Below are 23,440 nucleotides of genomic sequence, written 5' to 3' on the forward strand. Positions count from 1 at the left end.
ACGAAATTTAGGACTTATCCAATTGCAATGCGGGCAATGTCCCAGGGCGCTTGCGAGTGCGACGCTCAGGCGTAAGCGCAGGGTCGTGATCGAGTCCGCCATGTGCCGTTGCGCGCGCTGGGCTGCCCCGTGGGACGTAATCTTTGGGAACGGCAGGCACTTGGCGTTGAGTGAAGTTTTTTTTACTGCTGGCACTGCTGCCAGCCTTCAGGCGTTGCGCCATCAGGAAGCCGTAGGCCGCGATGCTCAGCGTGGCGTGATGGTGAAACCCGCGCCAGCCCCTTCCCTCATAGTGGCCCAGCCCGAAGTCCTGCTTCAAATCCTGGTAGTCCCGCTCGATGCGCCAGCGCATCTTGGTAACGAACACCATTTGCTCCAGTGTGGCCTCATCTGGGGCGGTGGTGAGGAAGTATTTTGTCGGCTCGGCCTCACCTTCGGGCCATTCGATCAGCAGCCACTCCTCGGCGCGCATCTCGGTGCCTAGATAATCCCGATGCGCGCAACGCACGCGCACCCCGGCGAAGCGCGAGCTGAGTTCGGTGTTGGTACCCTCCCGCCAAGTGACAGTGCGCCAGGCTTGCTCGGCTAGGGCCATCGCTAACGCCTTGACGGCCACTGGCTCATTGCCAGGCTCCCGACGCAGCCGCGTGGGCCGTATGCCGCGACCAGCCCAGGCTTTGGGTGGCAGCGGCGCTGTCCCCGGTGCCCATACCGTGGTGGCCGGGCGGATACCGACGGCGTAGAGCATGCCCAATGCAGTGATGCCATCGCGAAAAGCGGTTTCATCGCCATAACCTGCATCCGCCAGCACCACGCCCATGGGGACACCTGCGGCAATGGCCTGGCGCATCTGCGCCAGGGCGATCTCGGGCTTGGTCGCGAAGGCCATGTCCTCGGGAACGCCAGCGCACTTGCGCCGCGCCGGGTCAGCTGCCCAGTCCTTGGGCAGGTAGAGTTGGTAGGCGATGGGGATGCTGCCTTGAGCGCTTGCCAGCGACAGGCTGACGGCCACCTGGCAATTGTCTTGCTTGCCCAGCTGGCCGCAATACTGGCGGGCCACACCCACCGAGTGCTTGCCCTTCTTGGGAAAGCCCGTGTCATCAATGATCCAGTAGCAGCCGCTATCCAGGTCCAGCGAGGGCATGACCCAATCGCGTACCCGAGCCATGACCGCCGTGTCCGACCACTCGGACTTGGCCACAAAGTGATGCAGCGCCTGATGCCGTGCGCTGGTGTGCAGGGGGTCAACGCGGGCGGCCATGGGCTCGACACTTTTGCGCGACAAGGGCAGCATCAGGCCGGTGCAATACCCGCTCAGTCCTGCATGCCGGTCTGCATGCCCGAGCCCTTCAGACAAATGTGCGGTGTACTGGTTGAACTCCTTGGCCGCGTTCATAAAGCCTCCGGTCAGAATTGATGCTATTGAAATAATAGCATATTTTGTGACACAGTAAGACTAAGGTCTCGCTGCGCCTGAAGCTGGCCGCACCGGCGTGGGCGCGCACGCGCATGCCGTCGTGGGCCACGCGGTTCATGCTGACCAGCCCCTGGGACAACAGGGCTGCAACGTTGGCGGTGAGCTGGCCGTCGAGCCACTGTTCATGTTTGACCCTGAAGTCGCCCAGCGTGTGATGGTTAACGCCGACCCCGCCGCACAACCAGCGGTAAGCATCTTCGCTCGCGCACAGGCGGTCGAGTTCGCGGGCCGATCCGACGCCGTCGAGTGTGGCGTACAGCCACAGGCTCATCAGGATGGCCGGGTCGATGGGCGCGCGCCCGACGCTGCCTTCGACGGCTTTGATGCGCGCGTACAGGCCTTGAAGGTCGAGCGACTGCACGAAGGCCCAGACAGCACGGGCCTGGTGGTCGGCGGGCAAGCTGGCATCCAGGTCACAGACACGCAGCTCGACTTGATTGCGTATGGCGCTTTGCACGCGCGGTGCACCCGGGGCGGTGCTGCGCTTGAGGACAGCCGCGCTATCTGCGGGAACACACAGGCCCTCAAATAGTGCGCCCGTCTTTGCATTCGATCCCGGTACTGTCATCATGTTGGTCATGCCGAAGGACATGCAGAATTCATGCCGGGAAATTTTCACAGGCTCTCACCGCTGCTCTGCTCGCCCGACTCGGTAGGTTTTCGCGTGCAGGTCTTCGGCCCCTTGGGCGCGGCGCATGTGCGGCCGGACGAGGACGGCGACCTAGCCGTGGTGGTCGGAGGATCCGGCGCGGCGGTGGCGTTGTCGGTGCTCGACTGGGCGGTCGCCTCGGGCCACCTGGAATGGCATCGTCTCGATTTCGTGTGTGGATTGCGCACGTCGCGCTGTCCCGAAGTCATCGATCGACTGGCCGAGGCTGCCAGGCGCTTTGCGGATCGACTGAGGATCGTCGTGGCGCTGTCCGACGAAGACAGCCGATCCGTCGCGCTTTCCGGCGCCGGTGCCAATCTGCAGTTCGAGTCGGGCATGGCGCACGAGGTCGCGGCGCGTTGCCTGGAAGGTGTGTGGAAGGACCACGCGGTGTTCGTCGCCGGGCCGCCACCCATGGTTCAGAGCACGCTGCGGATGCTGATCGCCAAGGCCCGGCTGAATCCCGCGGGCATTCGCTACGACAGCTTTTCCTGAGACGGTGATTGCCGTTAACCCGGATCAACCGAGAGACCACGCGAAGGATACGAAAATGCAACAGAACGAGAAATGGGAAGCGGCCTGCGACGCCGCGGATTTCGACGGCGAGGAGATGATGGAATGCCGTGCCGGCGAACGCGAGATCCTGCTGGTGCGCGTCGGCGATCGCATCGTCGCCTGCCCGGCGGTCTGCCCTCACATGGAAGAGCGGCTCGCCTTCGGCTTTGCCGATGGCAATGTGTTGACCTGCTCCAAGCATCTCTGGCAGTGGGATCTCGAAACGGGCGATCCTCTCGGGATCGCGGAGAGACGTCTCGCGGTGGCACCAGTGCGCATCGAGAACGGAAAAATCCTTGTGGACACTGCGCCGCTCGCGTGCGGCGACGCGTAGCGGTTGATCTCTATGGCTGAGCCTTCCAGCTGTTGCGCAGAGGGCGCTCCTGGCGTGCAAAGGGAAGAGCGCTCCATCGAAAGCCGCTACAGCTGGTGGGTTGCAGCAATGACGCTGGTGATCGCGTCTCTAAGCTTCGGTGCTGTCACCTCCATTCCGGTCCTGCTGAAGCCTCTTGCCAGCCACTGGGAGAAGGGAGCGAGCACCGTCGCCCTCGTGCATACCTCGGCGATGTTTGGCGCGGCCATCGGCAGTCTCGTGCTGGGCCGAATGCTCGACCGGGTCGGGTTCTTTCGCATCGCGATACTGGCCGCGACGGCCACCGGCCTGGGCCTCCTGCTCGCGGCATCGGCCCGGAATCTGCTCACTCTGCATCTGGCCTATGGTGTGCTGATTGGTGGCATCGGCCAGGGCGCGTTCTTCAGCCCGCTCACGGCCGCCGTCAGCCAATGGTTCGATCGGCATCGGGCGCTGGCGATCGCCATCGCGGCCAGCGGGCAGAGCGTGGGCGGGTTGGCGCTGCCGCCACTGATGCGATGGGGTGCGGATGCGATCGGATGGCGGGCGACAATCGGAACTTACGGGCTTGTCGCCGGCGTCGCACTCATGGCATGCGCGTTCGCGTTCCGGCGTGCGCCTCCGCCGCACGTCCTTCCTCCCGATCTTTCCGGCCCGAGCGAAGCGGTACGATCCGCTGCACGCGGCGGCTTCCTCATGCTGGGCCTTTGCATGGCCCTCTCCAATCATGCGAGCCTCATGGTGATCGGACACCTGACGGCTTTCGGCGAGGAGCAAGGGTTTGCGCCGGCAGCCGCCGCGGCGGTGGTTTCGGCGATGCTCGGCGTGACGCTCGTTTCGCGCTTGTCCGCCGGACAGCTGTCGCTCAGATAGGGGCGCTACCGCGTGCTGCTGGCGATGTCGATGCTGCACGTGTTCGGCGTTGCCTGGCTGGCGATGGCGCAGGGGCCCGTCGCGATCACTGTGGGCGCCGTACTGATCGGATTGGGCTTCGGAGGCTACATGCCGGGTTACGCGGTCCTCGTGCGGGAGATGTTTCCTGCCGCGCAGGCGGGTCGCCGGATCACCGAGATCTACTTCTTCGGATTTGTCGCGGTCGGAATCGGGAGCTGGACCAGTGGCTGGCTGCGCGACCTGACGGGTGGGTATGCCATTCCGTTCGGAGTCGCAGCCTGCTCGGCCGGCTTGGGCGTAGTCGGGCTGCTGCGGCTGCACCAGCGCCTGCGCTCTGTTTGAAGCCGGGGCATGGCGCCGACGAAATAAATCGGTGCTCGCAGCTCAGCTAGCGCTGTGCTGCTCGGCGGCGCTGCAGTGCGCCAGGAACTCCGTGGTCGCGCGGCCTAGCCGCTTTTCGCGGTGCAGCACGATGGCGAGCTTGCGGCTTGCCTTGGGCAGGCGTGTTCGCAGTTCGACCAGGTGCCCGTCTTCCACGCTTTGCGCCACCGCGTAGCGCGAAAGGCAGCCAAGGGCATCGCTCGCCGCCACCACGCGCTTGATCGCTTCGGTGCTGCCGAGTTCGAAGCCGACGCGCACCCGATCCAGGTTTTTCAGCAACCACTCATCCGCAATCTGGCGCGTGCCGGAGCCGTGTTCCCGCAGCACCCAGGTGGCGTCGGCCAACTGGCGGGCCGTCGCGCAGCGATTCGCCAGCGGGTGGCCCGGTGCAGCGAGGATCACCATTTCGTCATCCAGCCAGGGTCGCACGACCAGGTCGGAATGCGTCTGCGACCCCTCGACGAAGCCGATGTCGACGTCCAGGGCAGCTACCGCGGCTATCACTTCGCTGGTATTGCCTATGCGCAGATGGATCTGGCTCTTGGGGTGTTGTTGCGTCCATTGCGCCACCAGGCTGGGCAACAGGTATTCGCCGATTGTGAAGCTGGCAGCGACCAGCAAGGGCGCGGCATGCTCGTCCGTGAACAGGGCTTGCACCTCGGCCGCTTGCTCGACCAGGGCCTGGGCCTTGGGCAACAGCGCGCGCCCGTTCTCGTTGAGCAGCAGGCGCCGGCCGATGCGGTCGAACAGTTCGACGCCGAGCGCGGCCTCGAGTTCGGCCAGCGAGGTGCTGGCCGCAGATTGCGAGCGTGCGATCCGGTCGGCCGCCGCACGTGTGCTACCGCCGCGCGCCGTGGCCAGAAAGACTTCAAGCTGACGCAGGTTGAGGCGCAGACGTTGGAACGATTGCTGATTGGATTTATCGATCATCCTGAGCGATATTATCCGCTTTTTTCTTTAATGACTTTTGCCTATTATCTAATTCATTGAGGACCACAACCCTCCCACGCGTACCCCACGCGCGCTGTTCGAAAGAGGTTTTCCTGTGTTCAATTTCCTGTCGCCAACGTCAGCCGCCGACACTGCCCGCCCCGCTTGGTTGCCGCAGCACCTGCTGCAACTTTTCCCGGGTGCCGCCTTGTCTTGTGTGATCGCGATGGCCGCCACCTTTGTCTCCACCCTGCATGGTGGTCCACAATTGCTGTACGCCTTGTTTTTCGGCGTGGCGTTTCATTACCTGAGTCAAGACCCAAAGGCCAAGCCGGGAATTGAATTTTGCTCGCGTAACTTGTTACGCCTGGGTGTTGGCCTCTTGGGTGCGCGTATCACGGCCTCCCAGATTGCCGGGCTGGGCTGGTCAACCGCCGCCATTGTGGTTGCCGCCGTGGTAACCACCATGCTGTGCGGCAGTCTGCTGGGACGGCGCCTGGGCCTGACGCGGGCGCAGGGCGTGCTGTCGGGCGGCGCCGTTGCTATTTGCGGCGCTTCCGCGGCGCTGGCGATTTCGTCGGTGCTGCCGCGCAACAAGGAAAGTGAACGCTTCACCCTAATGGTGGTGGTGACTGTGACCGTGCTGTCCACCTTGGCCATGGTTGTTTACCCCCTGATCGCTAGAGTGCTGCACCTGTCGCCGGAGTTGGCGGGGTTGTTCCTTGGCGGTACCATTCATGACGTGGCTCAAGTTGTCGGCGCGGGTTACATGTTGAACCATGAAACGGGTGACTACGCCACCATCGTCAAGCTGTTCCGGGTGGCCATGCTGGCCGTGGTCGTGGTGGTGGTGTCCAGCATGTTCAAGAAAGAACGTGAGCAGTCCGTAGACGGCACGGTCGCAGCCAAGCAGGCGCTGGTGCCTTGGTTTCTGTGGGTTTTTGTGGCCCTGGTGGCTCTCAACTCGATGGGTGGTGTGCCCGTGGCCGTTCAGGAGGGCCTGAGCAATGTGTCCCGCATTTGCCTGGTCGTCGCCATTGCTGCCTTGGGTATCAAGACCTCGTTCCGGCAACTGGCCCGCGCCGGATGGAAACCGTTCACATTGCTGCTGGTTGAAACCCTGTGGATGGCCGCGTTTGTGCTGGCCGCGATTTATCTGAGACCTTGAGCGGACGCCCGACGTCCGCCAGACCCCAGCGCCTTTCCCGTTCCATGTTGCCATTCATCAAAAGAGAGACAAACCATGCACACTCAAGACCTTCGTCATACCGCCCCAGCGATGGTGCCCTCGGCGCTCAATCGTCGCCACCTGTTGGTGGGCAGCGCCAGCGCGTTGGCCGCTGTCGGATTGTCGACCTGGAGCAATGGCGCGGCAGCACAGGCCAAGCCGCTGCCCGCTTACGTCTCCTGGAAAGATGCCAACAGCACGATTGTGCATAGCGCGACCACCATCGAGACCAAACGCAGCGCATTCGGCACCAGCGTCATCACCCCGGCCGAGCAACTCTATATTCGCAACAACCTGCCAGCACCCGATGCCTCGATCGTGGCCGACCGTAATGCCTGGGAGATCGCCATCGAAGGTGTCAGTAAGCCGCGCAAGCTGACCCTGCGCGAACTCAAGACCCTGGGTCTCGAAACGGTTGCGATGGTGCTGCAATGCTCTGGCAACGGTCGCGGCTTCTTTCCCAGCAAGCCCAGTGGTACGCCCTGGACTGTCGGCGCTGCAGGGTGCGTGGTCTGGAGCGGAGTGCCTGTGCGCGCGGTGGCCGAGGCGCTGGGAGGCATGGATGGCGGCATGCGATTCATGACGGGCACCGGTGGTGAAAAACTGCCTGAAGGCCTTGACCCCAAGAGCATCATCGTCGAGCGTTCGGTTCCCGCTTCGGCCATGACCGATGCCCTGTTGGCCTGGGAGATGAATGGGGCTGCAATTCCTCTCGCACACGGCGGACCGCTGCGTCTGATCGTGCCCGGCTACACCGGCGTTAACAATATCAAGTACATCAAACGACTGGCGTTCACGACCGAAGAGACCGACGCAAAGATCATGTCGCACGGTTACCGTATTTCACCGCCCGGCGGCAAGGGTGATCCGAACCAGCCCTCGGTGCAGGAGATGACTGTGAAGTCCTGGATCAACTCGCCTGGTTCAGACAGCGCGCCGCTTGAAAAAGGGCGGGTTCAAATCAGCGGGGTCGCCTTCGGTGGCTTGCATGCGGTCAAACGAGTCGAGGTCTCTGTCGATGGCGGCAAGACTTGGGTCGATGCGCGCTTTGTCGGGCCAGATATGGGCAAATACGCATGGCGACAGTTCGTGCTGGAAACTCGGCTGCCCGCCGGGCAGCATGTGCTGGCCAGCCGCGCCACGGATGCGATGGGAAAAGTTCAGCCGCAGCAGCGCCTGGAGAATGCCGCCGGCTACAACAACACCAGCTGGGCTGACCACGCGGTGACGGTGAAGGTGGCCTGAGGCATTCGCAGTTGTTCCTTCCAAACTATTGAATCGAGCACCCCATGAAGTTGAACACCCTGCAAGTTGCCACGTCCCGTTACACCCTGGCGCCGCTCCTTTATCTGAGCGTTCTCATCTCATTCCCGGTGATGGCTGTGGATGAGGCATCCCAGTTCGCATTAGGTAAAAAACTGTTCACGCAATCCTCGGCACCCGCGTGCGTGCTCTGTCATACCCTGAAGGACGCGGGAGCCAGCGGTGCTGTAGGCCCCGTCCTCGACGAACTCAAACCCGACGCCCAGCGCGTGGCCAAAGCGCTGCGCAACGGGATTGGGCAGATGCCGTCCTACAGGGCCAGCCTGAGCGAGGTCCAGATTCTTGCGCTGGCGCACTACGTGTCAAAGGCCAGCGGCGCGGCGAATTGAGCGCAGGCGATTCCAATTCCAAAATAGTCTTGGCGTGGGCATGCGAAATACCCGATTTTCAGCCGCACCACCAATGCCCGGATTCCGAGCCCGCATGTGACACGAAGCAACGGAAACTTCGTTGTTCAAAATCTGTGTCAATTTTGACTATAGCCTACAAAGACATTGAGGAAGGGGAACGGCTTCGCATCAGCATCGGGGCTGCTTTCCGTGTGGCGGAGTAATCTGCGACAGTATTGTCACTGGTCGATTTGCTGAAGGCTCATTTCTCGTAGCTCGTCGATAGGTTTCTTGCAGATATTTGGTCAGCGCTCAGAATTGCCCACCCGGTACCGAGAGCTGACGCTGGCGACCAAGCTCCCAAGTCACTGACTGACCCCGTACGACGACAGAGACATGCTGCCCCAGGCGCTGCTCCACCACGGGACGCCATGGCACCAGACTGAAGCCCACGCCGTCGTCGAGCATCGCGAAGCGGCCACTGGCAAGCTGAACAGAACGCCGGTAGATGCCACTGGCATTGCCACTGTCGCGCAGTGGGCGGTAAGCTAGACCGGTCTGATCCTGAATAGCCCTCCCCGTACTCGCCAGTTCTCGATCCCGTAGGTTGGACAGAACGTTGAGCGCAAGGACAACGCGCTGGCCGTGTCGCTCGGCCAGGCCCAGTCCGGCAAGGAAATCCACGCGATCTTTCATCGCCTCATGCACTTGGGCACCGAAACCTTGCCGCGTCAGCCCCTGGCCATTGCCTATCAATTGGCGGTCAAGCCAAGTAGCACCGAGGGCCTGCCGTTGCTGGTCAAGCGACAAATGCGACCGCAGTTCGATAACCATGCCTGCCGTCTTCTGGGCATCATGCGCCTGGGCACGTAATACGAAGTCAGATGGCACACTCCAGACGCCTTCGGCCGCGCGCTCTACGATGCCGCCACGCCGCATGGCTTCCAGCCGACGCACGTGAACATTTATCGTGGTTTGTGGGTCTGTGGCACCTTCTTGTCGAAGCTGAACAAGATGGTCAGCGCTGCGGTAAACACCCTCCCGTACGATGCTCGCGATGTTGCGGTCCACCACCCGCTCCCCTCCAGCGGACTTCACTTCCGCGATGCCGCCCACCGGCAGCGCGACCAGGTCAGCTCCGACTGGCAGACGGACATAGTGCGCACGGCCATCAATGCCATCCACCACCAGATAGCCCCGGTCATTGAGCTCGTCGGCCAGGCCCTTGGTGACGATGCGGCCGATGACAGGTGCTGCGGGTTCCGTTTCCAACACCAACTCGCGCTGCTGCCCTTTCAGGGCATTGTGCATAGCCCGCAGGATGTCGCCACGCTCGCCCATATCGTTCAAAGTCTGTTCCATGTTCGGGGATACCCGCTGCAACGCGCCCCCGCCCGAATGTCGATGCAGGCCTAGCACCACCCACGCCAGAAGCCTTTGCGCCGGACTTCGATACCTGCTTCAATACCTGCGAGACAAAACGCTGTGATCGAGGTCCACTACCGTCGCCAACACCGCCCTTGGGCGCTCCTGGCTTAACCCTGAAACGGTCATCGTCACGCGAGGCCATGAAACAATCTCCAGCGTAATGCAGCGAATCGCATCCAAGACGGCACGCTGCCAACCTTAGTGCCCCGCGGGTTTGCGTTCTGTGACGGCACACAGGCTGCAAGCCGCCGTGCCGCGCCCAACCCACGTGCAGACTGGCTTTGCGGACCGGAACGTGCCGGCCCTTTTATCTTGCCCTCTCTCTTCACCGGTCCCTGAAGCCTCCGACTTACTGCCCGGCTCCGAGTCCACGCCAGCCGCATGCGGTGCTTGCGACGCTGCCAAACAGGCAGCGACAGTGCAGCCCAAGCTGCACGCTGGCGGCAAGGCATCTGCACGACAGAAGGTATGTTCATGGCGTGCTCCACGTCCAAATCGGCTTCGCACTTCCAATCACATCCGATGCACGGATGGGGCCGAAGTAACGACTGTCGAACGACGCCGGATTGGTGCTGCTTAAAAGAAACAATTCACCGTGTGCCAGGCGTCGGCACTGCGACCATGCCGACAGTGGACGACCACTCCCATCGGCAGCCAGCGCGGCGGCAACCGCCACGTCGTCAATGCGCACTGATGTTCCCTCAATGCACACCCGCTGCGGGGCAATCGCACCAATGCGCTTGAGCAGAGGGATGCCAGCTGGCAGGTAACCGCGCTGCGCGGCAAGCGCAGCCACCTGTGTCGGAAGCCGTGCCAGCACGATGCTGCCAACCTGCAGCGAGTCGGCTGGCACTATGCGGTACCAGCCGCGCGGCACGCTGTCGCTGGGGTTGTAGACCAGCTGTACACGGTTCGGGATGGCAATCGGCATCAGCAGCGCCACCAGGCCGATGTCCATACAGAGAATCACAATGACCCGTTTCATTGCAGCGCTCCGCGTGCGGTGTACGCCGCATGTCGCTCAGGTGTGTATTCGGGTAGCGGCTGGCATGCAGCCAGCCGGTTGCCAACCGTGCGCCAATACGTCACAGCAACGGCACAAGGATCGATGCCCAACGCCTCAATGCCGTCAATGACGACCAGCACGGCATTGACCTGCAGCTCACCGTCGGCACGCAGCAGAATGCGCGCGCCTGGCACCACACCTGCGACGCGCTGCGCACCGTCAAATGGCATGGACGCCTGCAACACCATCAACTGCCATAGCGCCGTACCGTAGTCATTGGCAATCCACTTCACCCGGCAACAGACCGCTCCAGATTCAAACACTGCGACGCGCCGCCAGCGATTCAGGACGGTTTCGCGCACTGACCTGCCAAAGCGCAGCCACACGTTCACCCGTTGATCAACAAAGGCAAGAGAAACCTGCATCGGTATCGGCCTGTGCGTTGAGAATTCAGGTCGCATGACCTTTACCGCTGCTTGAACGTTTGACTGCATCATGACGCTCCCTCCGGAAACTCACGCTCCAGCAGTTCACGCAACATCTCGACAGCAGTAACACCCCGCTGGAACGCCACGACCTTGATACGCCCGCGCATCACGGGCGTGACATCAATGGTGAGTCGCGCGGTATAGATTGATGCCTTTGCGGTTGCCATCACCGCGTCAATCTGCTGCACCCAGGCTGAAGCTGGATCAGCACCAGGCCTGCGGCCAATCGGTGCCCGCCGCTGCAAATTGGACTGCTGTGGTTTGGTCATAACAACATCTCCCGCACCGCCTGTGCCAGCGCAGCGATCTCGCGCGCGGCTGCGCAGTTTGGTGCCACCTCAAACGCCAGTCGGCCCGCAGCCACACTGTCGGCAAACAAAATGCGCTGGGACACTTCGACCTGCAACGCGGGAAACGGTTGATCGGCGAGCGCGGCACGCGCCTCGCGCCCGATCACTGTGCCCACGACACGCCGGTTGATCACAAAGGCCGCGCGCAACTGCGGCCGAAACACCCGTGCCTCGGTGATCAGCTGCACCATCTCATGACTGGCCCATACGTCGTAGGCACTGGGCTGTACCGGAATCAGCACCAGGTCGGCGGCCAGCAGCGCCGAGCGCGCGAGTGCCGCGACCCGGGGTGGGCCGTCAATCACGACGAAATCAGCCTGCAAGGCAATCGCTGGAGCCTCCTGGTGCAGAGAGTCCCGGGCCAGGCCAAACACGCCGTACAGGCGGTTGTGTCCGCTTTGCGCGCGCCGCTGCGCCCAGTCCAGGGCTGACCCCTGCGGATCCCGGCGGGATCGGCCCCTTGTGCTCCATCTGGACGGTTCGTCCCACAACAACTTCTGATGCAGCGTCCACATGCCGCTGCATCTCGCGGATACAAATGGATTCGACAACGGCGACCAGGTACCCGGTCGCCAGACATTCGATCAGCCTTTCTGCATAGTCGATTCCATGCGGCAGTCTGGAAAACAATGCCCGCGCCGTCTGCTCAGGCGGCACGCTGTAGGTTTCTTCAAAGAATATTTCACTGACGCCTTGATGGTTCATGGGAATGTGGGGGAAAGGTTGTCGAAATGTGTCCGTTCTGGGAACCCACGCGCAAAGCGGGGTGACCGGAACAGCGTTCGATCCTCGTGCGGATGAACCGCACGACCAACCCAATCAGGCGTTCCCCGGCGTAGCTGGCTTGATAGCCCTGTCTATGGCGATTGCCCGATGGGGCAACGCTGATGGATGTTTGGGTGTGTGGGGGCTGCTGGAAGTCAAAACGCGCGCGGCACACTTGCCGCGCGCGCCGCGCAAAGCACCCCGGCGACTCGCCGGGGCATCCTGCTTACTCGGTCGTATCAGCGACCGGGGCCTCTTCTTCCTGCGCTGCTTCTGCATCCCCTGCTTCCGGCACCGCCTGTGCTTCGGCTACTGGTGCCCGCAACATCACCGGCAACCAACCCGTACCCGCTGCCAGCCGCCCTGCCTCGCTGGCCAAGTCGTTCTTCTTGAGCTTGAGCAAGCGCGCCGCCTGTTCCGGTGCAAAAGCTTCCGGCTGGAAGCCGGTGCAGGCGCCGGAAAAACCTACTCCTTAATCAAAGCCTTGCAATTCTTGATTGAGCGCAATCACCAATCTCTGCCCAAGCGAAGTCAGCAAATCGCGTGCATTACTTTTACCAACGTGGCCAAGAATGAAATCGCCGCACGCACGGATCGAAGCCCGTTAATTTACTGCGAGACGAATCACGCCTTCTGCTGGGCGCTGATCAGCGCATTCCAAAAATCACTCAGAACGTTGGTCGAAGCCTTACCCGCATGGAAGGATCGGATCGAGGAGGCTGGCGGTAGTTTGGGGAAACGCGCCATTGAATACAGCCTCGGTCATCGATCCATTCGTGATGACCGCGTCTCTCTCCACCATGACGATGTGCTTCCACTCACGATCTCTCTGATGGAGCACGCGAAGTTCCGAAGGATGATTGCGGACCGCTTTCCAATCATTCTGGTCGACGAGTACCAGGATACCGACAATGATTGGGTAGAAGCGATCAAAGTCCATTTCTTGGGACAGCCTGGGACACCGTTGTTCGGATTCTTTGGAGATCATTGGCAAAAAATCTACGGCGACGGATGCGGCAAGCTAGAGCATGCAGCCGTCACGGAGATCGGCAAGGAAGCCAATTTCCGGTCGGTCAAGACCGTGGTTGACTGCCTCAATCGGATGCGCCCGGAGTTGCGTCAATTCGTTGAAGACCCCGAGGCAGTCGGACAGGTGCACGTGTTTCATACAAATGACTGGCCTGGGCCACGTCAAAAAGGCGCGCACTGGGCTGGCGACCTGCCTTCGGATGCCGGTCATGCGGCACTTGGGGTCTCCTCGTTTTCAGTGCAATAAGTGACGGTACGAAAAGCTAGCACTGGCGCGGAGGTGGTGTTGGTAGATCGTTGATTTCATTGACTTTCCTGTTCACTTTCAAATCTGCGATTCGTGGCGTCAAACCGTGGTCGGTTTCATCCATTGGTGCCAGTTATCGATGCATTTGGCCGCGAAGGCAGGATTTGGTCAGCATAGCGGTCAACCGGGAAGCGAAACACACCCCGCAAGTTGATGCTCTCCAGCCTGGTGGGCGCAATCTTCCCGATCAGTTCCGGTGGAATGACCTGGCGGCGGTTCGACCAGCGATCCAGGACCGCCTGCATCTGTGAGGTATTCCACGCCATCACGATGTTGGCCATCAGGCTCAACGCATCGGCCACAGCCTGCATTTCATCGACACGTTTGGCCTGCGCCGGGCTGATCCGGCCGGTATAAATGGCGCGCTTGAGGGCGTTAACAGCCTCGCCCCGATTGAGCACCCGGCGCAACTCGTTCCTGAAAGCGTCCTTGACAAAGTAGTCAGCCAAAAACGCCGTACGCAGCAACCGCCCCAATTGCACGCCAGCCTCATAGATTGGATCGCCCTGGGCGGCAGAACCGAACCGCGCAAGAGCTGCCACCGCACTGGCATGTCCGCTCATGACCGAGGCTGCCAGGTGCACCAGACTATCCCAATGCTTTTCGATCAAAGCGACGTCGACATTGGCTTCGCACACCGCAGCGATTTCTGCGGGCACTTTGGTGCCGCGTGGCACAAAGAGGTGGCGCTGTTTGAGTTCCTTCAACCGCGGGCAAAGATCAAAACCAAGCAAACGGGCATGTGACATGGCAAAGTCGGTGTAGCCATGGGTATCCACAGCAAGCTGGCTGGTCTCCAGCTTTTCTTGGCGGATGACACCTTCAATGGCCACGCCCGCCTGGCGCTCATTGAGCACAAAGGGCTGCGCATGGAAGATGCCCCACCGGTCTTTTACATGGGAGTAGATTCCAATGGAAGGTGTGTTGCGCCGAGGATCAAGCCGGGCTTGCCACACCCGTTTGGTGGTCTCCATGCTCATCATGTCAGAAGATGCCAAATCGGACCGCCCCCAGGTGGCGGCAATCGGGTGTCGCTGCATGAATTCCAGCACAGCCTGGCAGGCCTGGCTCAGACGCCGTTCGTCCCGCGCCCAGCGCATGGCCTGGCGAATGCTGGTGGCAGACAATTGCGGAATCATGCGCGCGCATTCGACCGCAGTCAGACTGGTGCCGTGGGCCATGATGCCGGCATAGACCATCAGCAGCTCGTCGGTAGAGCGCGGCTCACGTCCGAGCATGATCCAGCTAAAGCGCACCTGGGCGTCAACGGCCAGAATCACTTCCGGCAATTGAACCTCACCGATGCGGTGATCCAAAGCCGCGCGCAGCTTGGTCACTTCTGGGTCTTCGTCCTCTGCGGGCAATGGCGACAAATGGAGTTCATCATCCACGCGCAGTACGCCACTGCGGGCTGCAGCGGCCACCGCATCGACACCGGCAGTTACTCTGGCCAGCAAAGGCTTCAAGAAAGTGGCAGCCTTGCTGGGTAACGATAGACGGGCATAGTGTTTCTTGGACTCTGCCTGCCAACGCTCGTCCGTGAAGAACAAGCGCGCACGACCCCGAAAGCTCAGGCTGTGCTCAATCCAGACCGAGCCATTGCGCACCGCGCGGCGCAGGGCAAACAGGGTGGCCACCTCCAACGCCTGAAACGCCCGTTCCCGGTCTGGGCTGGAGATCGAAACCTGCCAGATCATTCCCAGACTTGGTGCCACCACTTCAACTGGCAGCTTTCTGGATCCTTTGAGATATAAAGCTTGCAGCTTGGCAAGGTACTCGATGGCAGGATGCTCGCCGGTGGCCTGCCAGGGCAGCTTTGCAATGGCGACGAGCAACGACCGCACGGGGCGAATTCCATCAATCAATCCCTCGCGGACCAGGGAGGCCCTGCTCGGTGGTTTGCGTTTCTGGGTTTCGGTGATCAAGGCTTCAAGACGGGCACGCAACTCAGCATCTGGCACCGCACCTTGCGCGCTCAAGGCAACAAGTTCGCCGAGCAGCGTTTTGTACATTGCGGCCCAATTGACGGTAGCGGGGACATCGGCGGCAGCCTGACGCCACAGATCGGCGATCCGGCGCTGCACCATAAGGATCAACTGGTCTGTGGTGGTGAACAGGCAATACCGAAGAAAGCATGCGACCTCCACGGTGCGCGCTGGCTCTTTGATCTTGGCTCCGGCTGAGGGCGGCCTGGAGACAAGTCGGCGCGCGTAGCGGCGCAAGATGAGATCGGGGATGTCTGCCAGGTGCTTATGAACGTCCAGCGTGTAAAGCAGGTCGATGCGCTCCAGTACCTCGCTGATTTGGCGGGTTGAGTGTTTCGCCGGTGCAGCCCATAGCCAACTCTGCTGGGTTTGTCCATCTGGGCGCAGCTCTGAAACTGAGGCTCGCCAGCGATCAAGTGTTGCTGGATCAACGCTGGCGGCGATGGCGGTGCCTGTTTCAACTTCAAGCTGGGCAAGTGCCGCCGCAATCAGTGTCCGAATTGCCCGCTCGTGCACGATCACCAGCTTGTTCTTGTACAGCCATTGACGCGCCCGCACGAGTAGCTGATCGCGGTCGGCGCAGCGCGCCACTTCGTCGCGCAGTTCACGTACCAGTGAGCGGCGCTGGTGCTCGCTCATCCACTGGAATCCAAGGACCGTGCAGGCTACTTGTTGGTGATCGAATAGCGTGCGCCCGCGTTCATACATGGCTCTCAGCGAGGCGACTTCTGGTGCTGCAATGCCAAGCTCGTTGCCAAGGTGGCGCCACAAGGCTACTGGAATTACCCGAAAGGCACCGAGCAAACGCCCACTCATGCGCAGGAAACCAATATGGAGCGCCAGACCAAGCTTGTGGGAATCACCTCGGCGTGCATTGATTGCGTCGCGCTCGGCACCATCGAAGGTGAAAAATGCCTTCATCTCGAAGTCGCTGATATCGCGGGGGAGCCCACGCATCCCCAAAAACGTTGTGTGCCAACCCTGCATCGTGAACCTCAAAAGTGGGAGGCCACCATACCCGTTTACAAAGCGAACAGGAAAGTCAATGAAATCAACGGTCTACCCAGACCACCCCCGCGCCAGTGCTAGCTTTGCGTACCGTCACTTATTGCACTGAAAACGAGGAGACCCCTCAGTGCACCACCACAGGCTGTTGCGCCAGCCCTGTGTAGCCTTCGAGTGTGTCTTCGACTTCTTCCTGCGTGGGTGTGTGTTGTTGCCAAGCCTGGATTTGTTGTTGGAACATTTCGGCCCACGAGCCGTCCAGATACACCTCTTTGCCAGAGCGTTTGTCCACGATTTCAAACCCATGGCGTTCCAGCAGGGGTTGGCTGGGCACGGGGGCCGGTTCTGCAGGCGCGTTGGCCAACACATGCATCACGGCAAAAGTTTCAGATTCGTAGAGCAGGTTCATGCATTCATTCTCCCTCAAGTTCTGCTTCAGAAGTGGGGCTTTTCAGAACAACTTCAAGATGGTGTGGTTTTTTCTCCGGCAGGGGCCGAGGTGGGCAGCGGGGGCAGTGCCTCTTGGCTGCGCAGCAACAAATCGATGAAGCTGCCACTGACTTGGGTGATACGGATGCGAACAGGCATCCATGCGTGCTTTGCAGAGACCCAAAACTCCACAGTGGCATCAAAGCGGTTGCGCGGCTGGCACACCCATTTGAGGGTGGAAACGGCTTGACCGTTCAATTGCAATGTTTCGGGCGGGCCCAAGGTCAAGAGCCAAGGCAGGGCGTCCCGAATGGTGGCGGTCTGCAATTGCAAACGCGTGCCGGGCTGAAAGCGCTCGGGTTCACCGGCCATGGCCGCAGCCAGTTGCACATACAGGCTGATCTGGTCTTGCGCACCCGCTTCGAGCGCGGCCACCGGTGCGTTGTTGCTGAAAACCACCCGGTTTTGTACGCGGTCAAAGTGGGCGGCCCGCTCGTTGCGCCAGCTGTCCGAAAACCGGGTAGGGGTCAGGCCAGCGCTGGTGATTTCGCCCTGGCTGCGCCATTGGCGCGTGCCCACCAGAAATGCCTTGACCGACAAACCCAAGTCGTACGCCTTCTCGTTGTGCTGCCACTTCAATTCACCGCTGGCGTGGTAGGTCAATCCCTTGTCCTGGCCCGTCAGGCGGTAACTCAACAAAACCGGGGGCGGCAGCGCGCCGAGAGGTATGGGCGGTAAAGACACGCTGGCAGTTTCGGGTGGAGCCGCCGATACAGGCGCTGGGGATGCATCGGGTGCCGCGGCGCTGGCTGTCTGGGTGCTGGCATTGAGCCCTTGCCCGGGCACTGAAGCTGGCAGCTCTGCAGGTGCTTGTGGTGTAGGCTGAGGTGTGGGCACAGCCATGGCGCTGTCGTTGGCTGTGGCCACATCGACTGGCGTGACAGGTGCCGCTGCTGGGGTCGAGGGCTGTGCTGGTGCTGCTTTGGGCTCTGTCGCGACCCGAGTGCGGGGCTTGGGGGCGGCGACTGGGGGGGGCGTGACCGTTGGCGCGGGTGTGGGCGGCACCCACCGGGTTTGCATTGGGGCCACGCGGACCGGTTCAGCCGTTTGCAGCCGCCACTCCAGCGTGCCGGTGAGGCCCAATATCAGGGCCATGTGCACGACCAGCACCGCACCCACCAGCCACAGTGGAGCGCGACGCGATGGCAGCGCCGATCCGGTTGAGCTCGCGTTGGCGCTGGAGCGTGCAGTCACCCGAGCCCCCTGTTCAGCGGCTGCGCCAGCCCAAATCGGCCGACAGTTGCTGCGCAAAATGGCGCAGGCTTTGTGCCATCGGCCCGTCCCATGCGGTGTCGAGCGTGGCTGACGAGCCCAGCGACACCACACCCAAGACCAGGTGCCCATCGGCATCGAACACTGGGGCGCACAAGCCAGAGATGCCTGGCAGCAACACATTGACCACGCGGCCCAAACCTTGTTGGCGGGTTTCTTTCAACATGGCTTGTACTTGCGCGGGCGTGCTGGGCAAATCGCTGCGCCCGATTTTGCGGGCCAGCGCCAATTCTTCTTCGATCATGGGGCCCGCTTTTTCGGCCGCGCCGCCATGGCTGTTGAACGCGGCAAAGCAACGGCCCGTGGCCGAAGACAGCAGCGGCATCACATCACCCAAACGCAAGCTGACCGGCATGGCCAGCGGCGTTTCTTGCCAATGCACCAAGGTGGGCCCCCGGTTTCCCCACACGGCCAGCGCCATGGTGTGGCCCGAAGTTTCGATCATGGCGGGCAAACGGTCACGTGCCATTTTCACAGCATCCATGCGCGACAAGGTGGCCAGCCCCAAGCGCAGTGTGGCGGGCCCCAGTTCGTAACGGGTGTTGGCCGAGTCTTGCACCACCAGGCCCAAGCGCTGGAAGCTGACCAGGTACCGGTGGGCTTTGGCGGCGCTCATCTGGGCCGCCGCCGCCAAGTCGCGCAGCATCAAAGGACCAGGGGCTTGTGCCAACACATCCAGCAGCGCAAAGCCAACTTCGACCGACTGAATGCCGGCGCGTTCCTTGTCGCTGTCTTTGGGCTGGGAGGCTGCGTTGTCTGTGTCCATATCGCCTAAAATCCGGTTTCGTTTAGTTAAACGAGTTTAACAATGCGTAACTTCTCGGTGGTGCACACTGTAGCGCATCAAGGCAAGAACGGACACATTCAACATGAAATTGGCGACCTACAAAGACGGCTCACGCGACGGACAACTCGTGGTGGTTTCGCGCGACCTGAGCACCGCCCATTATGCGACCGGCATCGCCAGCAAATTGCAGCAGGTCCTGGACGACTGGAACTTTTTGGCCCCTCAGCTCGAAGACCTGTACACCACGCTCAACCAAGGCAAAGCCCGCCACGCTTTCCCGTTTGACCCCGAGCAGTGCATGGCCCCTTTGCCCCGCGCTTACCAGTGGGCGGACGGCTCAGCCTACATCAACCATGTGGAGCTGGTCCGTGCGGCGCGCAACTCCGAAGTGCCCAGCAGTTTCTATACCGACCCACTGATGTACCAGGGCGGCAGCGACGATTTCATTGGCCCTTGCGACCCGGTGGTGTGCGCCAGCGAGGCGTTTGGCATCGACTTTGAAGCCGAGATCGCCGTCATCACGGGCGACGTGCCCATGCAAACCAGCGCCGATGACGCCATCGAAGGCGTGCGCCTGATCATGCTGGCCAACGACGTGAGCCTGCGCAACCTGATTCCGAACGAGCTGGGCAAAGGTTTTGGCTTCTTGCAAAGCAAACCCGCCACCGCCTTCAGCCCCGTGGCCGTGACGCCCGACGAGTTGGGCGACGCCTGGCAAGGCGGCCGCGTGCACCTGACGCTGCAGTCGACTTGGAACGGACGCAAAGTGGGCATGTGCGAGGCTGGCCCCGAGATGACCTTCCACTTCGGCCAATTGATCGCCCACATCTGCAAGACGCGCAATGTGCGCGCCGGCTCCATCGTGGGCAGCGGCACCGTGAGCAACAAGAGCGTGGACGTGAACGGAAAACCCGAGTGGCCCAAAGGTTACAGCTGCATCGCCGAAAAACGCGCCATTGAAACCATCCTGGACGGCAAGCCTTCAACCGAGTTCATGAAGTTCGGAGACACCATCCGCATCGAGATGAAGTGCCAAAACGGTGAGAGTTTGTTTGGGGCGATTGAGCAGGAAATTGTGCTGTTGGCTAGCTGATCCAAGGATTCAAAAGCGCCACGCCTGTCGCTTCAAAATCCGGCACGTTGCGCGTCACCACCGTGAATTTATGCTCAAGGGCGGTAGCCGCAATCATTGCGTCCCGGTCTGAGCGCGGGTTGGGGATGTGCAGCGCCGCACACACGGGTGCGGTGCTTTCTGCAAACGGCAAAATGCGGCCCGCAAAAGCGGCGCGAACGCCACCCAGCCAATGGCGCAAAGCGCTGCCTTGTGGAGGCGTTTTGCGCTCCAGCGCTTGAACACCCAATTCCAGCTCTAGCAGTGTGATGGCTGACAAAAACAGCTGGTTGCTGGGCTGCCCAGCGGCCCATTGGCGTACCGCCATGGAAGGGTTGGGCTTGCCTTGGCGCAGTTCGGAAATGACGTTGGTGTCCAGTATGAACATGGGTAGCCTTCAGTCCAAGTTCGCTGCTTGAATCTGAATACCCAGTTTGGGTGGATCGAAATCGAAGCCTTCACCGCCCGGAATGCTGTCCATCACCTCCAGCAAAGAAGGTGCTGCCTTTCCGGCCATGCGGTAGTAGTCGTCGATTTTGAGCAATGCAAACGCGGGGCGACCCCGGTCGGTGATGAACACAGGTCCATCCACGGCAGCGCGTTTGGCGGCCGACACGTCTCGTGTGAAGTCGCGGCTTGAAAACGTGTGAATGCTCATGTGTGACCTTTTAGGATTTAATGTTTGTATGTTACGACAATCGCTTGACTTGTCAATGATCCGGGCGTGCTGTGCTGGATGTCGTTCAGAGGCGTGAAGCGTAAAAAGGCCATTTGCGCTTCACGGATGAAGCGTAAATTTCAGTGCGAAACGAGCAACATCCTAAACTGACACCCGCAGCTGAAGCTATCAATAAACTTAATGGCGTGCGGCTAGATGGTTTTGCCAACGGCATCAGCGCCGATAAAAACCTGAACCTGTGCCACGGCATACCGCGAACTCATGGCCTTGTGCGAGATTGGGGTGTTTGTGTAGACAGGGACGGGGTGCAGGAAGCAGTATTTATTGCCCTGAACTGGCCAAATTTTTCGTGAGGAAAAGATTATTTTGGCCTAATTTTCTTTACGACAATTCGCGCAGGTGGTCTCGTTTTTAAACCATTCTGCCGACGCCAACTCAAATATTCTGCAGCTGTTAAATGGTTCTTTTGTGTGTGGCATTTAGGGCAGGCCCACACAAGATTTTCAGGCAAATAGGCTCCGCCTCTTTGAATTGGAACTCGCAGACTTACGTTTGCCGCATCGGTGATGTCCGACTCGCAAAAGAAGCACGCCAATAGAGGTGGGCAATGCAACCCTTCTGCCCGCTTCCAAGCAAAAAATTCAGTCGCCGACTTTCCACCTTTGTCACGATTGCATGTGCGGCATGCGTAAACGATATTAGAAGCATCATTGGTTCCACCTTTAATCAGGGGAAATCGATGATCTTTTTCAACTGGAGTGTCACCAAAGCTCATCTCACAGTAATAGCAATTACGCTCTTGAATCAATCGAAGCAAAAGCAGCTCATCTTCTGTATGAACCCCGCCGGCGCTGATTGCGCGTTGCTTGTATGCGGATCTACTGACTGCCTTTTTTTCTGGATTTTCTTGATCCCACTTATTGGCATTAGCACGCATGCATGCATTGCAAGTCCAACGACGCGGGCTAAAAAACTCTCTCGTAAAGGGCTTCGTCACTCCACATTTACGACAAGTCCGCTCGCCCATTAAGTTGACTCCAAGCTACGCGTTAGTCAGTGATTTTGTGGAAATCAACCCAACTTCTTCATCAACAAAGCGTTGACCTGCCCCGGATTGGCCTTGCCCTTGCTGGCTTTCATGATCGGGCCGACCAAACCGTTCAGGGCCTTGGCGTTGCCGGCCTTGAACTCTTCCACGTTTTTGGGGTTGGCGGCCAAGACGTCGTCGATGATCTTTTCCAGCTCGCCGGTGTCGTTCATCTGTTTGAGGCCTTTGGCTTCGATGATGGCGTCGACTTCGCCCTCTTTGTTCCAAAGACCTTCAAACACCTGACGCGCGGCGTTGTTGCTGATGGTGTTGTCGCTGATGCGGCCGATCAGGGCGGCCAGTTGGGCAGCGCTCACAGGCGATTGCTCGATGCTCAACTCGCCGGCGTTCAAGCGGCGTGAGACTTCGCCCATGATCCAGTTGCTGGCCAGTTTGGCTTGGCCGCAGGCTTTGGCCGTGGCTTCAAAGTAGGCGGCGACCGCCTTGCTTTGCGTCAGCTGCGTGGCGTCGTATTCGGGCAGGGCGTAATCTTTGACAAAGCGCTCGGCCATCACGCGGGGCAGTTCTGCCATTTCGCCTTTGACGCGCTCGACCCAGTCGCGGCCGATCACCAACGGCGGCAGGTCGGGGTCGGGGAAGTAGCGGTAGTCGGCGGCGTCTTCCTTGGTGCGCATGGCGCGGGTCTCGCCCGTGTCGGGGTCGAACAACACCGTGGCTTGCTGGATGGCGATGCCATCTTCGATCTGGTCGATCTGCCAGCGCACTTCGTAGTCAATCGCCTGCTGCATGAACTTGAAGCTGTTCAGGTTCTTGATCTCGCGGCGTGTGCCCAAGGGTTGGCCGGGTTTGCGCACCGACACGTTGGCGTCGCAACGGAACGAGCCTTCTTGCATGTTGCCGTCGCAAATGCCGATCCAGGTCACGATCTTGTGCAGCTCTTTGGCATAGGCCACAGCCTCTTCGCTGCTGCGCATGTCGGGCTGGGTCACGATTTCCAGCAAAGGGGTGCCAGCGCGGTTCAGGTCAATGCCGCTTTGACCAATGAAGTCTTCGTGCAGCGATTTGCCCGCGTCTTCTTCGAGGTGGGCGCGTTCCAAGCGCACGGTTTTGCGCACGGTCTCTTTGCCCACTTCCAAGAAGAAAGACACCTCACCGCCTTGCACCACCGGGATCTCAAACTGGCTGATCTGGTAGCCCTTGGGCAGGTCGGGGTAGAAGTAGTTTTTGCGCGCAAAGATGCTGCGCTCGGCGATGTGCGCGTTGATGGCCAGACCGAACTCGATGGCGCGCTCGACGGCACCGATGTTCATCACGGGCAGCGTGCCGGGCAGGGCCATGTCCACCGCGCAGGCTTGCGTGTTGGGCTCGGCACCAAACGCCACCGAGGCGCGGCTGAAAATCTTGCTCTTTGTGGAGAGTTGGGCGTGTGTTTCGAAGCCGATGACGACTTCGTAGCCTTGGACGAGTTTGCTCATGGTGTGTTTATCCGGTGAATCACAAGTGGCTTTGGCCGTCACTGCGAGGAGCGCATGCGACGCGGCAGTCCATGGATCGCCACGCTTCGCTCGCGATG

Annotated in this window: 24 protein-coding genes and 2 pseudogenes; 10 read left to right on the forward strand and 16 right to left on the reverse strand. The window is 60.7% G+C overall.

All coding sequences use genetic code 11. The annotated features are described in order from the left end of the window. Positions 1–7 precede the first annotated feature (7 nt). Positions 8–1,396, reverse strand: coding sequence for an IS701 family transposase (locus ACZ5SR_RS02235; protein WP_464449963.1), 1,389 nt, complete (start codon positions 1,394–1,396; stop codon positions 8–10). Between the two features lie 61 nt (positions 1,397–1,457). Further along, positions 1,458–2,057: pseudogene (locus ACZ5SR_RS02240) on the reverse strand (transposase); the annotation flags it as partial. Positions 2,058–2,078: 21 nt separating this feature from the next. On the opposite strand from ACZ5SR_RS02240, the gene ACZ5SR_RS02245 reads away from it, so the two are divergent. The 4 genes from ACZ5SR_RS02245 to ACZ5SR_RS02260 are packed head-to-tail and all read left to right on the forward strand — an operon-like array spanning position 2,079 to position 4,269. Continuing rightward, a complete protein-coding gene (locus ACZ5SR_RS02245; protein ID WP_464449964.1) occupies positions 2,079–2,621 on the forward strand; it encodes a ferredoxin reductase domain-containing protein in 543 nt (180 codons plus the stop codon). Positions 2,622–2,676: 55 nt separating this feature from the next. Further along, on the forward strand, positions 2,677–3,015 hold the full coding sequence (locus ACZ5SR_RS02250; protein WP_464449965.1) for a Rieske 2Fe-2S domain-containing protein: 339 nt from the start codon (positions 2,677–2,679) through the stop codon (positions 3,013–3,015). Between the two features lie 12 nt (positions 3,016–3,027). Then, positions 3,028–3,906 (forward strand): MFS transporter, encoded by an 879-nt coding sequence (locus ACZ5SR_RS02255; RefSeq protein ID WP_464449966.1) that lies wholly within the window; start codon positions 3,028–3,030, stop codon positions 3,904–3,906. A 12-nt stretch (positions 3,907–3,918) separates the two neighbouring features. Next, positions 3,919–4,269, forward strand: a complete 351-nt coding sequence (locus ACZ5SR_RS02260) for a hypothetical protein (RefSeq protein ID WP_464451135.1) — start codon at positions 3,919–3,921, stop codon at positions 4,267–4,269. Between the two features lie 42 nt (positions 4,270–4,311). Here ACZ5SR_RS02260 and ACZ5SR_RS02265 read toward each other — a convergent pair whose 3' ends face one another. Next, positions 4,312–5,238 (reverse strand): LysR family transcriptional regulator, encoded by a 927-nt coding sequence (locus ACZ5SR_RS02265; protein WP_464449968.1) that lies wholly within the window; start codon positions 5,236–5,238, stop codon positions 4,312–4,314. Between the two features lie 127 nt (positions 5,239–5,365). Here ACZ5SR_RS02265 and ACZ5SR_RS02270 point away from each other — a divergent pair, with 127 nt between their 5' ends. From ACZ5SR_RS02270 to sorU, 3 genes are all read left to right on the forward strand, one after another. Next, positions 5,366–6,406 carry a YeiH family protein gene (locus tag ACZ5SR_RS02270; protein WP_464451002.1) on the forward strand — a complete coding sequence of 347 codons (1,041 nt, stop codon included), beginning with the start codon at positions 5,366–5,368 and terminating at the stop codon, positions 6,404–6,406. 75 nt (positions 6,407–6,481) lie between these two features. Then, complete coding sequence (gene sorT, locus ACZ5SR_RS02275; protein ID WP_464449969.1) at positions 6,482–7,711, forward strand: SorT family sulfite dehydrogenase catalytic subunit; 1,230 nt, start codon at positions 6,482–6,484, stop codon at positions 7,709–7,711. Between the two features lie 44 nt (positions 7,712–7,755). Beyond that, complete coding sequence (gene sorU / locus ACZ5SR_RS02280; RefSeq protein ID WP_464449970.1) at positions 7,756–8,118, forward strand: SorU family sulfite dehydrogenase c-type cytochrome subunit; 363 nt, start codon at positions 7,756–7,758, stop codon at positions 8,116–8,118. Between the two features lie 312 nt (positions 8,119–8,430). On the opposite strand, the gene ACZ5SR_RS02285 is transcribed toward sorU, so the two are convergent. The 5 genes and pseudogenes from ACZ5SR_RS02285 to parA form a co-directional block, all read right to left on the reverse strand. Next, a complete protein-coding gene (locus tag ACZ5SR_RS02285) occupies positions 8,431–9,549 on the reverse strand; it encodes a DUF3363 domain-containing protein (RefSeq protein WP_464451003.1) in 1,119 nt (372 codons plus the stop codon). 469 nt (positions 9,550–10,018) lie between these two features. Next, a complete protein-coding gene (gene traF, locus ACZ5SR_RS02290) occupies positions 10,019–10,531 on the reverse strand; it encodes a conjugative transfer signal peptidase TraF (RefSeq protein ID WP_464449971.1) in 513 nt (170 codons plus the stop codon). After that, positions 10,528–11,013 (reverse strand): DUF2840 domain-containing protein, encoded by a 486-nt coding sequence (locus ACZ5SR_RS02295; RefSeq protein WP_464451004.1) that lies wholly within the window; start codon positions 11,011–11,013, stop codon positions 10,528–10,530. Before ACZ5SR_RS02295 ends, traF begins: the two co-directional genes overlap by 4 nt. Before the next feature lie 32 nt (positions 11,014–11,045). Beyond that, positions 11,046–11,309 (reverse strand): chromosome partitioning protein ParB, encoded by a 264-nt coding sequence (locus ACZ5SR_RS02300; protein ID WP_464449972.1) that lies wholly within the window; start codon positions 11,307–11,309, stop codon positions 11,046–11,048. Next, positions 11,306–11,833 (reverse strand): annotated as a pseudogene (gene parA / locus ACZ5SR_RS02305) (ParA family partition ATPase); the annotation flags it as partial. The pseudogene parA and the gene ACZ5SR_RS02300, both read right to left, overlap by 4 nt. Before the next feature lie 290 nt (positions 11,834–12,123). On the opposite strand from parA, the gene ACZ5SR_RS02310 reads away from it, so the two are divergent. Further along, complete coding sequence (locus ACZ5SR_RS02310) at positions 12,124–13,431, forward strand: UvrD-helicase domain-containing protein (protein WP_464449973.1); 1,308 nt, start codon at positions 12,124–12,126, stop codon at positions 13,429–13,431. A gap of 116 nt (positions 13,432–13,547) precedes the next feature. Here ACZ5SR_RS02310 and ACZ5SR_RS02315 read toward each other — a convergent pair whose 3' ends face one another. The 4 genes from ACZ5SR_RS02315 to ACZ5SR_RS02330 form a co-directional block, all read right to left on the reverse strand. Next, positions 13,548–16,463, reverse strand: coding sequence for a Tn3-like element IS1071 family transposase (locus ACZ5SR_RS02315; protein ID WP_003049965.1), 2,916 nt, complete (start codon positions 16,461–16,463; stop codon positions 13,548–13,550). 145 nt (positions 16,464–16,608) lie between these two features. Then, a complete protein-coding gene (locus ACZ5SR_RS02320; protein WP_416559685.1) occupies positions 16,609–16,890 on the reverse strand; it encodes a BTH_I0359 family protein in 282 nt (93 codons plus the stop codon). A gap of 53 nt (positions 16,891–16,943) precedes the next feature. Beyond that, complete coding sequence (locus ACZ5SR_RS02325) at positions 16,944–18,164, reverse strand: DUF3108 domain-containing protein (RefSeq protein ID WP_464449974.1); 1,221 nt, start codon at positions 18,162–18,164, stop codon at positions 16,944–16,946. Between the two features lie 13 nt (positions 18,165–18,177). Then, a complete protein-coding gene (locus tag ACZ5SR_RS02330) occupies positions 18,178–19,008 on the reverse strand; it encodes an IclR family transcriptional regulator (protein WP_464449975.1) in 831 nt (276 codons plus the stop codon). A 103-nt stretch (positions 19,009–19,111) separates the two neighbouring features. Here ACZ5SR_RS02330 and ACZ5SR_RS02335 point away from each other — a divergent pair, with 103 nt between their 5' ends. Further along, positions 19,112–20,122, forward strand: a complete 1,011-nt coding sequence (locus ACZ5SR_RS02335) for a fumarylacetoacetate hydrolase family protein (RefSeq protein WP_464449976.1) — start codon at positions 19,112–19,114, stop codon at positions 20,120–20,122. Here ACZ5SR_RS02335 and ACZ5SR_RS02340 read toward each other — a convergent pair. Together ACZ5SR_RS02340 and ACZ5SR_RS02345 are read right to left on the reverse strand one after the other, a co-directional pair. Continuing rightward, positions 20,115–20,528, reverse strand: coding sequence for a PIN domain-containing protein (locus ACZ5SR_RS02340; RefSeq protein ID WP_464449977.1), 414 nt, complete (start codon positions 20,526–20,528; stop codon positions 20,115–20,117). The genes ACZ5SR_RS02335 and ACZ5SR_RS02340 overlap by 8 nt on opposite strands. A 9-nt stretch (positions 20,529–20,537) precedes the next feature. Continuing rightward, positions 20,538–20,798, reverse strand: coding sequence for a type II toxin-antitoxin system prevent-host-death family antitoxin (locus ACZ5SR_RS02345; protein WP_464449978.1), 261 nt, complete (start codon positions 20,796–20,798; stop codon positions 20,538–20,540). A 143-nt stretch (positions 20,799–20,941) separates the two neighbouring features. Between ACZ5SR_RS02345 and ACZ5SR_RS02350 the strand changes: the two genes are divergently transcribed. Then, a complete protein-coding gene (locus tag ACZ5SR_RS02350) occupies positions 20,942–21,172 on the forward strand; it encodes a hypothetical protein (protein WP_464451136.1) in 231 nt (76 codons plus the stop codon). A gap of 8 nt (positions 21,173–21,180) precedes the next feature. Here ACZ5SR_RS02350 and ACZ5SR_RS02355 read toward each other — a convergent pair whose 3' ends face one another. Both ACZ5SR_RS02355 and gatB read right to left on the reverse strand, forming a co-directional pair. Beyond that, entirely contained in the window at positions 21,181–21,756 is a 576-nt protein-coding gene (locus ACZ5SR_RS02355; RefSeq protein WP_464449979.1) for an HNH endonuclease, read from the reverse strand. A 134-nt stretch (positions 21,757–21,890) separates the two neighbouring features. Next, complete coding sequence (gatB, locus tag ACZ5SR_RS02360; RefSeq protein ID WP_464449980.1) at positions 21,891–23,342, reverse strand: Asp-tRNA(Asn)/Glu-tRNA(Gln) amidotransferase subunit GatB; 1,452 nt, start codon at positions 23,340–23,342, stop codon at positions 21,891–21,893. Between the last annotated feature and the right edge of the window lie 98 nt (positions 23,343–23,440).

Source organism: Limnohabitans sp. TEGF002, from assembly GCF_055395845.1.